Source organism: Sphingomonas sp. (assembly GCF_041661885.1).
Classification (GTDB): Bacteria; Pseudomonadota; Alphaproteobacteria; order Sphingomonadales; family Sphingomonadaceae; genus Sphingomonas.
This window is the reverse complement of sequence record NZ_JBAZTL010000008.1, coordinates 31,645-44,484: the sequence shown is the minus strand read 5'-3', so window position 1 is coordinate 44,484 and position 12,840 is coordinate 31,645. Positions and strand designations below refer to the sequence as shown.

Genomic DNA, 12,840 nt, shown 5'->3' with positions numbered 1-12,840 from the left:
CTCTGTATGTGCCTGCCTGCATTGTTTGTCGCGCAATTGGTCCTAGGCTGCGCGCATGTATCGTCCGCTCATCACGCCCTTCGTCCTGCTGCTCACCACCGCCCTGCCGACGGCGCTCCACGCCCAATCCGTGCTGCAGAGCCGGGTTGAGGACACGTTGCGCAGCGCCAGCCCCGGCACGCGCTTTGGCTTGGTCGTGGTCGACGATACCGGCACCGAAATCATCGCGATCAACCCCGATCAGCGCTTTATCCCCGCCTCCAATACCAAGCTGTTCACCACCGCCGCCGCCTTCTGGTCGCTAGGCGGGCTTGACCGGCCCGACGAAACGGGCGGCGCGGCGGTGCGGATCGACCAGACCGGGAACCAGCGCGACGTGATTCTGGAAGGGCATGGCGATGCGCGCCTGTCGAGCGCCCCCACTTGCACGGTCGATTGTCTTGCGACGCTCGCCGATGCGGTTGTCGCAAAGACGCGCGTGGTGCGCGACGTGGTCGGCGATGACAGCCTGTATCCCGACGAGCGCTGGAGCCCTGGGATGAGCTGGAACAACATCCCGACCAAATCGGGCACGGCAACCTCAGCGTTGACGCTCGACGACAACGAACTGCCGATCACCGTCGCACCGACCACGCCCGGTCGCCCGCCAGCGATAACGTTGCCGCCTTATTACACCGTCGAAAATGGTGCGTTGACGACAGCGACGGGGGCGACGGCAATCACCTTCGACCGCGCACCGAACGGCACGGTGGTGCGCCTCGGCGGGACGATCGCGGTCGGCAACAAGCCCGAGCAATTGCGCCTCGGCATCGATGATCCGGCGCACCATGCTGCATGGGTGCTGCGCAACATGCTGGTTGCGCGCGGTGTCCGCGTTACGGGCGGCGTCAGCGTGCGCCATCGCCCGAACGGGCCGGGCGATGACCCGGCCATTCGCGGTAGCGCGCCCGCAGCGCGAGCACCCGCTGCAACACCACTCGCGCGACTGACGCCCCCGCCGTTGATCGAGGACCTGACGCTCATCAACAAGGTCAGCCAGAACCTCCATGCCGAGCTGATGCTGCGCCGAATCGCCGTGAAAAACGGCAGCGGATCGATCGCCGATGGACAGGTCGCCGTGCGCGCGATGCTTGCCCAGGCGGGTGTGCCGCGCGTGGCGTTCGACTTTGCGGACGGGTCGGGCATGTCGAGCTACAACCGGGTCACCCCGCGCGGCGTGGTGACCTTCCTACGCTGGGCAAGCGCGCAACCCTGGGGCACGGCGTGGCGCGCGACGCTGCCGGTGGGGGGCGAAGGCACGCTTGCGCGCCGCTTTGCCGGCAGCGCGCTCGACCACAGACTGTTCGCCAAAACAGGCACGCTCAACGCCACCAACGCGCTGTCGGGCTATATCATCGCCAAGAGCGGGCGCACGCTGACGATGGCGCTCTACGCCAATGACGTTCCCGAAGGCGCGAGCGCGATCAAGGCGATGGATGCAGCGTTGCTCCTGATCGCATCGCAAAACTGAGAGACGGGTAATGACCGATTATGTCGCCGACTTTCGTGCCCACGGCTACGCCGTGATGCGCGGCTTCTTTTCGCCCGCCGAGGTTGCGGCGATCGGCGCGGCGATGGACCAGGTCTATGCCGAGGGCGTCGCGCACGGCCGGAGCTTTCGCCACGGCAATTTGTTCTACACCGTTCGCCCCGGCCTCGACGGTGCGCCGCATGTGCCGATGGTGCAGTGGCCCTCCTACCATGTCGCGCTGCTCGACCAGACGCGGCTCGATCCGCGTTGGGCGACGCTGCTGGAGCCGTTGATCGGGCGGGACATCAAGCAGATCATCAACCAACTGCATTGGAAACTGCCCGATCGCAGCGGCGATTTTGCCTGGCATCAGGACGCGAAATCGCGTCGCCCGGCTGCGGCGTATCGCAATCTCGGTAGCTCCTACGTCCAGACCGGCCTCGCGATCGACCCGCACAATCCAGGCAGCGGCGGTATGCGCTTCATCCCCGGCAGCCACACGCGCGGGGCCCTGCCGCTCGACCCCGCCGCCTCGCTTGGCCGCTCGCCCGAAGACAGCGCGCTCGACGCGGCGGGCCTGTCGCCCGAGGACCAAGTCGACCTGATCCTCGAACCCGGCGATATCGCTGTGTGGAGCCCGTATCTGGTCCATGCCTCGGGCACCAACACCGCCACCCACCTGCGCCGCTTCTACATCAACGGCTATGTCCGCGCCGAGGATTGCGACCGCGGCGAATGGACCTTCCGCGACGGCCAGCCGGTCGCTTTGGGCGCGGAGCAGGCGCTGGTGCATTACGAGCAATTGCGCGAACGGCCCGAGCCGCATTTTGTTTAAGGGGGGAAGCGATACGTGGGACGACCAGAGTTGAGCGGATAAGAGACTGGCAGTTTGTGGCTCGCATCGTTTAGAACGCGCCTGCAAGATCAACCCAGGCAGTGGTCCCAATTGTGTTTGATATGGAGATCAAGGCTGGGAGCAACCGTCTGTTCGATTATGACTGCCGGATCGTGGTCAACGGTATTCGAGCCACTTTTGCACCTTGGCGGGACCGGCTCACCGTAGGAATCGGACTGTTCGTTATCATAGCGGTTGTGCGGGCCTGGTTCGCAGATCGCCCGTGGACCGTTGCTGCATGGGTCGGCTTGGCTGCCGGTGGCCTTATCGGCGTAACAGCGGGGCAATTAATTGCATCGCGTTTGGCTTTCCATGCCTTTGACGGTGCGTTAACGGCGGATGCCCTGCACTTGCCGACACGCCGACGCTACATAATCGTGTGGCACGCCATCGGGCTTGGTATTCTGGCAATCGTTACGCTGGTCGTCCGGCCCTCTCTGGTGATCGTGAGTTTGCCCGGCTATGCGGCTGGCGCGCTCATCGGTGGTGGGACGTTCGGGTTCGCCGTACCCGGGCTCGCCATCGTAAAGCTACGGTACGGGCGAACGGTCCGATCATGGGCGCAACGCCCGCACGCAGGAATTGTCGCTGCGGCGACCCTATGCTTGTCGCTGATGTTGCTGGCTCGCTTTCTCGGCACCAACGCCCTTATTGCCCTCGCCAGCATCGAAGCGGCCATGCTCGCCTTAGCGTTGACGGTCGTCGATGACGGGATCGTTCGCTTCCTGACGGCCAACGGGCACCGTTCGTGGCGGATCATCGCTCGTCAGGCGCGCGGCGTTGTTCTGTTCACGGTAGTGGCTGCGCCAATCTGCGCATTTGCCTTTGGTACTATCGTTGCCGGGATCGTCGCTATCGTCTCGACTGCGGCCCTGGTGCTGATGACGACGCGCATCCTTGCCTATCGCCTCCACGGCAAGCGCTCCGCCGATGTCCTTGTCTCGGTCCTGATGGCGCTTTTGATGTTGGTGGCCTTCTCCATGCCCGCCATTATGCCGCTCGTCGCGATCGTCATGGTCTGGCAGTTGCAGCGGCGCGCAGCGACAAGGACGTGGATGCTCGCATGAACCCGATCGTCCGCCTCGAATCCGTGTCCGTCGAGCGCTCTGGTCAACGTGTCGTTCACGAGGTCGATCTGACGGTCGGGCGCGGATCTTGGTTCGGGCTGATCGGCGCCAACGGATCGGGCAAAACCAGCCTGTTGCGGGCGCTCGCGGGCCGATTGCCCTTTGCCGGTGGATCATGCCGCATTGATGGCGATGAACTGATTCTCGATCGTGCGGCACGCGCCACACGCGTCGGATTCTCGCCTCCGCCCGACAAGTTGCCGGATGCTTTGCGCGTGCGCGAAGCGCTCGAACTGATCGGTGGGGGTATCGACGAAATTTTACCACGCCTTGGTCCGCTGCGTGCAGCACTCGCGCTGGATGCCCTGCTCAACCGCTGGATCGGTGACTGCTCGGCGGGAATGCGCCAGCGGATCGCAATCGCTTTGGCCTTCGTGGATGCCCCCGCACTCGTGATATTGGACGAACCCTTCAACTGGCTCGATCCCGTGGCCAGTTTTGATCTGCGCCAGGCGCTGCGCGCGATGGTCGATAACGGCCTGACACTGATGACGGCTTTACATGATCTCGGCACGCTCGCCGCCGCCTGCGATACCGGGTTGATGCTCGCGGATGGCCGCGTCGCAATGGCGTTGGACGATAATCTGCTTCGGACAGCCGCTCAAAATCCCCAGGCATTCGAACGACAAATGATCGATCTGCTGCGGTCGAACGGCGATGAGGTGAACGGTCGCTTTGGGCTTGGAACAGGGGTTAGTGCATTATGAGCACCTGTGCGAGCAATCTGAGCCGCATTTCGTTTAGGTGGGAAAACGGTTGGCGGAAGAATCGAGATTGGTGGTTTGCTGTCGGCCTACGGAAAAATAAGAATCATAAACGGATACTCGATCACGCAGGATCATTCGCCATCCTTGCCTTAGCCCTTGCTAGGCTTCGCTCGCAGAAAATTGTCATGAAAAATTTGGCGCGCTTCTTGTCCTTTCCAAGGTACGCCGCGATAATTTCGCGCCAGAGCTGGGCATCATTATATTGCAGATTGCTCATCTCAACCTCCGATCGGTGCTGAAGTTAGATGGGGTAAGCGCTCTCCACTGTCCAGTGGTGTAATTGTCGGCGCCAAGTGGCACGCTCCAATGGTCCGGTTTGGATGGTTTGCGTCCGTTGGATGATTCTTTAGAGACGGATACGCCAAGTATCCTGCGGATGCCGTCGGATTTGCCTACGCCAGAACCACGCCACAGCAGAAAACGTCAGCGCGACTCCGATAAGGCTCGGCAGCCACCCATTTTTCTGTGCCGACACGAAACCGTTCGCCGCGATTAGAAAGGCGGGCACGGCCAACGCAAGCCAATCGCGTGAGGTGATCTTTCGCATAGATAGACTCATAGCTGACCGTAGGAACGGCAGCAACTGGGCCAGGCCGTGTAAAAACGTGTTCGCCGGTGCGGGCCCATAGTTTTGGAGCGGCGCGCTGAAGGTTGAGCGTTGACGCTCAGGTCTGGATTGCTGCGATCAGCGGCCGTACGCCCAAGATGGCAACCAGCCTTTTGAAGTTATAGGCGAGGATGTGGAGGCTGGCCTCCGTCCTGACGTGCTTGAGTGTTTTCATTTGGAAGTGCGTCGAGCCCATCCAGGCCTTCAGCGTGCCGAACGGATGCTCGACAGTCTGTCGGCGGATCCGCATTGCCTCTGGCGCACGATCCAGGCGCCGCTCCATCGCCTCGACGACCGCCTCATGTTCCCATCTTCGGACCCGGCGTTCCTTGCCGGTCGTGCATTGGTCATGAAGCACGCAAGTCTGGCAGTTCGAGCTCCAGTAGCTATGGAGCGTCATGCCGTCCTCGACCGAGGTGTAACGATAGATCAGATCTTCACCGGCGGGGCATCGATAGACGTTTTCCTGCTCCAGATAGACGAAGTCCGGTTTGCCGAAACGGCCTTGCGCCTTTGCCCCTGAGGTCAGCGGTCTGGGCACGAAGGCGGTAACGCCGATGCCCTCGCAGGTCCGGATATCCTCGCTTTTGAAATAGCCTTTGTCGGCGATGGCATCCAAGGTGTCGACGCCCATGGCCGCCTTGGCTTTCGCCGCCATGGAAGAAAGCTGGCCGCGGTCATTGCCGATATTCAGCAGTTCGTGCGCGACAATGAGGTGATGCTCGGCATCGACGGTCGCCTGCAGATTATAGCCGACGATGCTCGTGCCACGGCCCGCGCTCGTCATGGCGCGTGCGTCGGGATCGGTCAGCGACACCTGCTGGTCCGGCGCGTTCCGCACTTCCTCTTCACGCGCCGCAAGATCGCGCATCTGCGCCCGCAGCCGGGCGATCTTCTCCGTCAATCGCTTCGCCTTCGGCTCGGCAATGTCGCTCTCCTCGCGATCGGTGCGATCAAGCGCGTCGAGATACCGATCGATATTGTCCTGCACCTGCTTCATCCGCGAGGCGACCTTGGCGGCCGTGTAGTTCTTGTCGCGGTTGTTGACTGCCTTCATCTTGCTGCCGTCGATCGCGACGACCGCGCGCGTGAACAGCCCCAATTGCCGGCACAAGACGATGAACTGGCTGCATACAGACCGGATCGCAGCGCCATTGGCCTGGCGGAAGTTGGCGATCGTCTTGAAGTCGGGCGCCAACCGCCCCGTCAGCCACATCAACTCGACGTTGCGCTGTGCTTCGCGCTCGAGCCGCCGGCTCGACTGGACCCGGTTCAGATAGCCGTAGAGATAGATTTTGAGCATCGTCGCTGGATGATAGGCGGGGCGGCCGGTCTCGGCCGGCGTCATGCCTGCGAACTCCAGTGCCTCCAGATCCAGCGCATCGATGAAGGCCTCGACTGCCCGAACCGGGTTATCTGCCGACACATAATCATCGAGCGATGCTGGCAGCAGATAGTCCTGCCGACGGTCTTCCCCTTGGACGAAACGGCCCATCCCAAAGCCTCCCGAAACGCGAGAGAACCATACCAGATTCCGACGTTTTTACACAGCCTCGGGCAGAAACTGCCGAACGGCCCGTCATCCCCCCCCTAACCCACCGCCCCCGCCACCGCATCGCCAGTCGCCGGTCGCAGCGTGAAAATCCCGCTATCGAAATGCCGCGTCGGGTGGACGCGGTTGGTCAGCAGCGTCCAGGCATATCCGCGTTCGAAATCGACCCAGAGGCCGGTGCCGGTAAAGCCGGTATGGCCGATCGTCTCGGCGGAACAGGCGCCTCCGCCCGACCAGCCGTCAAACTTGCGCTCCCACCCGCAGGTGCGATGCTCGTAGAGCGGCGTGCGGATCGCAGCGCGCATGGCGGCTGATGCGCCGCTCCCGTCGAGCAGCCCGGCGGCGAAATCGAGCACGCCGCCGACCGTGCCGAACAGCCCGGCATGGCCGGTCTCCCCGCCCAGCGCCGCCGCATTCTCGTCATGTACCTCGCCCTTCAGCACGCGGCCGCGCCACGCGCAGCGTTCGGTCGCCACCGCAGGGCCAGGCGGTGGCCCGAAAGCGAGCCCCGCACCGAGCGGCCAGGCCGAGAGCGGCGCGCCGGTCAGTCGCTCGACCGCGATGCCGAGCAGGATGAAGTTGATGTCGGAATAAACCGGCGACCCGTGCCGCCATGCGCGCTGCAGCACGAAGGCGCGCAGCCGCTGCGGATCATCGCCATAGGTGTAGATCGGCTCGACGGCGGGGAAAAAGGTGCGGTGGGCCAGGCAATCGCGGAAGGTCAGGCGGCGCTCGGGCGCGCCCGCAATGTCATACTGCCGCAGGTCGGGGATAGCGTCGGTCAACGGCGCATCGAGATCGATCCGGCCTTGATCGGCCAGGTGCAGGATCATCGTGGTCGTCGCGATCACCTTCGAGACCGAGGCGAGATCGAACCAATGCGCTTCGGTCAACACCTCCGGCTCGGGCAGCAGCGCGGCATGGCCCGCGACCCGCACCGCGCGCCTGCCGTCAGCAGTGACGATGCCGAGCGTCGCGCCGGGAATACGCCCCTCGATGACCGCCGCCGCCGCTGGCGCGAAGGCGCGTTCGATGTCGATCATGCCCCCTCCTCCCGCGCCTGCACCCGCGCAATCAACGGCAGGAACAGCACCGCCGCCAGGCTGAGCCCGCCCGACAGCCAGAAAAACCCATCAAAACCGATATGCCGCGCGATATTGCCGCCTGCTCCGGCCAGCAGGCGCGGCAACAGGAAGGCAAAGCCCGACAGAAACGCATATTGCGCGCCGGGATAGCGCGGGTTCACCAGCATCGACAGGAACACGACGAAGATCGCCCCTTCCATGCCATGCGCAAATTGGTCGAGCGCGGTGGCGATATAGATGACATGCGGGCTCGGCGGCTGAAACCACAGCCACACGAAGATCCAATTGCCCAGCGCCGACCCGATCGCCCCCAGCGCCAGCGCACGCGTCAGCCGCAAGCGCACCGCCAGCAACGCGCCCACCGCGACCCCCGCCATGCTGCTCGGCAAGGCGACGAAGCCATCGGCAATCCCCATCGTGGTCAAATCATAATGCGCGGCGATTTCGAGCGGCTTGGACAAAGCCAGCGTAAGCACGTCGCCCATCCGGTAGAAGCTGACAAAGGCCAGCAGCGGCAGCACCGGATAACCAAAGCGCCAGAAGATATCGACATAAGGCCCAACCATCGTCGACTGCCGCGCCCATGCCCCCGACGGCAGATGAACGATACGCGGCAGCAATGCCGCCATGATGACAAACGGTAGCAGGCACAGCACCAATACCGTGCTCGTGGCATCGGTTTTGGCGCTGATTCCGATCGCGACCGCCGCCCGCAGCACCAGCGCCCCCGCCCCCGCCGCGAGGAGCAACGACAGCCCCAGGATTACGACGCTGGCTCCAAGCCCCGTCGCCAGCGCAACGCCCCGCGTAGGCAGCCCCGGCATCCTCGCACGGGGCCATTGCGGGCGCATCATCGCCAGGATCGGCAAGGGCGCGAAGGCGCCTGCGGCGATCACCAGATAAGCCCAGGTCCAATTGGCATGGTCCGCGACGATCAGCGCGCCACTGCCCGCCGCGACCATCGCGCTGCGATACCCCCACAGATTGGCGGCGGTCAGCGGGCCCTGCGTTTCCGGGGTGGGAGCCAGTTCGATCCGCCACGCATCGGCCGAAACTTCCAGCGTCGTCGTCCAGAACGCCAGCAGCAGCGCGAACAGCCCGGTCAAGGGCAGGCTGGCGTCGCTTGAGGTGAACGCCATCGCCACCATCGCGGCGAAAATGCCCAATTGCGAGAGTATGATCCACCCCAGCCGCCGACCGAAGAACCGCCCGAACCCCGGCACCGAATATCGATCGAGCAGCGGCGCCCACAGGAATTTCAGCGTCGGCAGCAACTGCACCCAGCCGAAAAAGCCGATCAGAACCAGATCGACGCCATGCTTTGCCAACCGCGCCGACAGGATCGTCGAAAACATGTAATAAGGCAGCCCGGCGGAGAAGCCGAGCAGCAGGTACAGTGCGAAATGATTACGCCCGGATGTTCCTCCGCTGGCAACGGTCGGCGCTTCCGGCAGTGATGGGCCGGATAAAACCGCCGACATCGTAATCCCCCTGTGCAGTTGCTTCTGCCGGGCCATGCTCCCCCGCCATCGTGCCAGCGTCAATGCCGCACATGATGCACGCGCGCCACACTTTCCGGCAAATAACGCGGCGGCGATGCCCGCAGGCTATGGCACACGCAACAGAAACTATGGCGCGTTGCAACATTCCTGTTACCTAATGTCCGGGGTTGCGCGGGGGCGCAACATTAGGGGATCACCAGATGTTGAAGGTTACGTCGCTCAAGACTTTACTCGTTTGCGGCACGGCGTTTACCGCCCTTTCCTGCCTGAGCGCGGGGACAGCGGTCGCGCAGACGACGCCCGATGCGGCCACTCCGACCGGGGCGGCCTTGCCCAAGACGGGCGCAGGCGAAGTCTCACGCAAGGCGGATTCAGCCGACATCATCGTCACCGGTTCGCGGATCAAGCAGAACCCGAACGACAGCGCCTTGCCGCTGCAAATCATCACCACCCAGGAATTACAGCGCAACAGCATCAGCAGCCCTGAACAGTTGATTTCGCTGCTGACCGACAATGGCAGTTCCGCCGACAACCTCGCCAGCAATTCGGACGTGGTAACGTCGGAACGGCGCGGCAATAACGGCGCGTCCTTCGCCAATTTGCGCGGCCAGGGTCCGGCGGCGACGTTGGTGCTGCTCAACGGGCGTCGCGTTGCGGCGCAGGGCACGACCGGGGCCGCCGTCGATGTCAATCAAATCCCGTTCGCGGCACTTGAGCGCGTCGAGGTGCTGAAGGACGGTGCCTCGGCAATCTACGGCACCGACGCGGTGGGTGGCGTCATCAACTTCATCACCAAGAAGAATTATCGTGGCTTCGGCGCGACGGCGTTCTCCGACGTAACCGAAAAGGGCGACGCGCCGATCTATCGCCTGTCGGCGATCGCGGGCTTTGGCGATCTCGACAACCAGGGCTTCAACGTGATGGGGACGATCGGCTATAGCTGGGTCTCCCCGCTTGAGGCGCATTCGCGCAGCTTCGTCAACACCTTCCAACATGACCGTGGCCTTGGCGTCGATACACGCGGCACACCGTTCGCGACGATCGTCAACCTCGCGGGCACCAGCTTTGCCACATCGTCCGCGTTTCCGCTGATCCCCGGCACATCGGTGCGCGCCACCGGCGGCATCAACGTGCTGCGCCTGCCCGGCCAGGCGGGCTGTAACGCGGTGACCGACCAGGACATTTACGATACCCAGGTGTGGGGCGCGCCGGGCAATGGCCTCGCTTGCTCCTTCGACACGGGCAAGAACGTGTATCTCCAGCAGCAGCTCAACACGCTGACCTATCTGGGGCGTGCGGTGAAGCGGTTCGGCGCGCATGAGATCGCGCTCGAAATCACCGGGTCGAGCGCGGACTCGGTGAAGCGCTTCTCGCCGGTGCAAATCACCCCCAACACGTCCACGCAAAATTACCGATATTCGCGGGTCGCCGGCGTCAACGATGTCGCATTCGACAACCTTATCGGCCGCATCAACGGCGTGTTTCCCGGGTTGCTGAACGCCAATTCGACCTTCTCCTATCGCTGGCGGTGCGTCGAATGCGGCGAGCGCGAAATCACCACCACCACCACCACGTTCCGCGCGGCATTGAACGCAACCGGGCCGTTGTTCGGCGACTGGGATTACAATGCCGGCATCTCTTATGCCGATAGCATCTCGGCTTCGACGCTTGGCACCGGATATTATTATCAGGACGCACTGGTGGCGGCGCTCAACAGCGGCGCGGTCAATCCGTTCCTGTTCCCCGGCCAGACACAGAGCGCCGCAGGGCTTGCGGCGATCCAGTCTGCCTCGGCGCAAGGTGTCGTGCTTTACGGCGGTAAATACTCGGTCAAGCAAGGCGACGCGTCGGCCTCAGGCTCGCTGTTCGACATCTGGGGCGGGTCGGTAAAACTCGCGGCGGGTGTCGATTTCCGGCGCGAGGAATATAAGTTCAACGGCGATCAGCGCGCGGTGCAGCGCACGATCATTGCCGCGCCGTTTGACAATGGCAACGCGCTCAACGGGGTGCATCGCGACATCAAGGCGGTGTATGCCGAATTGCAGGTGCCGCTGTTCAAGGGATTCGAGGTTTCCCTTGCGGGTCGCGTCGACGATTATTCGGGTTTTGGCACCACGACCAATCCGAAAATTTCGCTTAAATATCGGCCTTTCAAGCCAATCCTGTTCCGCGGATCGTACAATACGGCGTTCCGCGTGCCGTCCTTCAACCAGATTTTCAATCCCGATACCGACTCGGTTTATACCGGGTCCGACTTTGCCGATCCGAGGAACTGCCCGAACGGCACCGTCAACGTGGCAATTGGCTGCCCGTCGCTCAACAACAACGTCAACATCCGCAGCGGCGGCAATTTGAACCTTGGCCCGGAAACCGCGACGCTTTTCAGCGCCGGCGCGGTGTTCGAGCCCTCGCGCCATTTCAGCGCGACGGCCGATTTCTGGTCGATCAACCGCAGCAACACGATCCAGGTCTTGCCGCTGCAATATCTGTTCGCGAACTATAGCTTGTTCCAGGATCGCTTCATCCGCGATTCAACCGGCAGGCTGACCGTTATCGACCAAACCTATGCCAATGCGGGCAATACCCGGACGCAGGGCATCGATTTTACGGTGCGCGGCAGCCTTGATGCGCTTGGCGGCACGTTCGCGGCGGGGTTCGACGCAACGCTGCTGCTGAAGAAGGAAGAAAAGGTCAACGCAAGCGCCGCCACGATTCAGCAACTCGGCGTTTATTCGCTCGCCTCGGACCTTGGCCTGCGCTGGAAGCATAACGCCTTTGTAAGCTATTCCAACAACGACTTCAGCCTGGCGCTCACCCAAATCTTCCGCTCTGGGTACAAGAACCAGGTTCTACCGGGCGTTCTGGCGGGCACGTTCGATCCATCGAACGACATTACCGACGTTTCCGATTACATCTATTACAACCTTTCTGCCGCTTATACCGGGATCAAGGGGTTCAAGCTGACGCTCGGTGTACGCAACCTGTTCAATACGGACCCGCCGTTCGCGATTTCCTATGACAGCAACAACGGCAGCGGCAGCTCGTGGGAACCGCGCGTTGCCGATCCGCGTGGCCGCTCGTTCACCGTGCAGGCCGAAGTGAAGTTCTGACCAGCGGAGAAACGACGATCGTGATCGATCTCCCCACGCGCGCAACCGGCGGAGGCGCGCGTGGGGAGGCGGCGGCCATGCCACCCATCGTGCGCATCGTCGCCATCTCGGGCAGCCTGCGCCGCGCGTCGATCAACACCGCGCTTCTCGAGGAAATCGCGGCGCTTGCCCCCGCAGGGGTTGTTGTTGAAATGGTGTCGCCGGGCGCGCTGCCGTTGTTCAATCCCGATCTTGAATCGGACCTCCCGCCGACCGTAAGAACATTCCGAGAGCGTATTGCAGCGGCCGATGCCCTGCTGATCGCCAGCCCCGAATATGCGCACGGGGTCAGCGGGGTCATCAAGAACGCGCTCGACTGGCTGGTGTCATCCGAGCATTTTGCGGGCAAGCCGGTCGCCGTGCTGAATGCCGCTGCGCGGGCACATCATGCCGACGCGGCGCTGCGTGAAATCTTGTCGACCATGTCAGCCCGGATTGTCGATGACGCCTCCGTTACCGTTTGTCCGCCAATCACCGGACCATTGGCGGCGCCATCCCGCGCGCGTGTCCGGGAAGATCTGACGGCTGTGCTGAGCGCACTGACGACCGCAGTTCACCAAATGCAGGGGTCGAAAACGGCGCGGATAGTGTAACCGTTCGCCGGTGGTTTGCGAACTATTACGTAGCACATTCGGCAGATCGAGCG

10 protein-coding genes are annotated in these 12,840 nt (G+C 63.0%); 6 read left to right on the top strand and 4 right to left on the bottom strand.

What is annotated here, in order from left to right; genetic code table 11:
- Positions 1-55: 55 nt before the first annotated feature.
- The 4 genes from dacB (at position 56) to WC704_RS15260 (ending at position 4,239) form a co-directional block, all read left to right on the top strand.
- A complete protein-coding gene (gene dacB, locus WC704_RS15275; RefSeq protein WP_372891409.1) occupies positions 56-1,510 on the top strand; it encodes a D-alanyl-D-alanine carboxypeptidase/D-alanyl-D-alanine-endopeptidase in 1,455 nt (484 codons plus the stop codon).
- A gap of 10 nt (positions 1,511-1,520) precedes the next feature.
- Positions 1,521-2,345 (top strand): phytanoyl-CoA dioxygenase family protein, encoded by an 825-nt coding sequence (locus tag WC704_RS15270; protein WP_372891407.1) that lies wholly within the window; start codon positions 1,521-1,523, stop codon positions 2,343-2,345.
- 122 nt (positions 2,346-2,467) lie between these two features.
- A complete protein-coding gene (locus tag WC704_RS15265) occupies positions 2,468-3,472 on the top strand; it encodes a hypothetical protein (RefSeq protein ID WP_372891405.1) in 1,005 nt (334 codons plus the stop codon).
- Positions 3,469-4,239 carry an ATP-binding cassette domain-containing protein gene (locus WC704_RS15260; protein WP_372891403.1) on the top strand — a complete coding sequence of 257 codons (771 nt, stop codon included), beginning with the start codon at positions 3,469-3,471 and terminating at the stop codon, positions 4,237-4,239. The genes WC704_RS15265 and WC704_RS15260 overlap by 4 nt, the downstream gene beginning before the upstream one ends.
- Before the next feature lie 121 nt (positions 4,240-4,360).
- On the opposite strand, the gene WC704_RS15255 is transcribed toward WC704_RS15260, so the two are convergent.
- The 4 genes from WC704_RS15255 to WC704_RS15240 all read right to left on the bottom strand — a co-directional run bounded on the left by WC704_RS15255 (position 4,361) and on the right by WC704_RS15240 (position 9,024).
- Entirely contained in the window at positions 4,361-4,516 is a 156-nt protein-coding gene (locus WC704_RS15255; RefSeq protein ID WP_372891401.1) for a hypothetical protein, read from the bottom strand.
- A gap of 448 nt (positions 4,517-4,964) precedes the next feature.
- Positions 4,965-6,401, bottom strand: a complete 1,437-nt coding sequence (locus tag WC704_RS15250; RefSeq protein ID WP_372891399.1) for an IS1182 family transposase — start codon at positions 6,399-6,401, stop codon at positions 4,965-4,967.
- 95 nt (positions 6,402-6,496) lie between these two features.
- A complete protein-coding gene (locus tag WC704_RS15245) occupies positions 6,497-7,501 on the bottom strand; it encodes a serine hydrolase domain-containing protein (protein ID WP_372891397.1) in 1,005 nt (334 codons plus the stop codon).
- Positions 7,498-9,024: a permease gene (locus WC704_RS15240; RefSeq protein ID WP_372891395.1), complete on the bottom strand. Its 1,527-nt coding sequence runs from the start codon at positions 9,022-9,024 to the stop codon at positions 7,498-7,500. Before WC704_RS15240 ends, WC704_RS15245 begins: the two co-directional genes overlap by 4 nt.
- Before the next feature lie 221 nt (positions 9,025-9,245).
- On the opposite strand from WC704_RS15240, the gene WC704_RS15235 reads away from it, so the two are divergent.
- The gene (locus WC704_RS15235) at positions 9,246-12,155 is read left to right on the top strand and encodes a TonB-dependent receptor domain-containing protein (RefSeq protein WP_372891393.1); all 2,910 of its coding nucleotides are present in this window, start codon (positions 9,246-9,248) and stop codon (positions 12,153-12,155) included.
- A gap of 20 nt (positions 12,156-12,175) precedes the next feature.
- Positions 12,176-12,787, top strand: coding sequence for an NADPH-dependent FMN reductase (locus WC704_RS15230; RefSeq protein WP_372891391.1), 612 nt, complete (start codon positions 12,176-12,178; stop codon positions 12,785-12,787).
- The last annotated feature ends 53 nt before the right edge of the window (positions 12,788-12,840 follow it).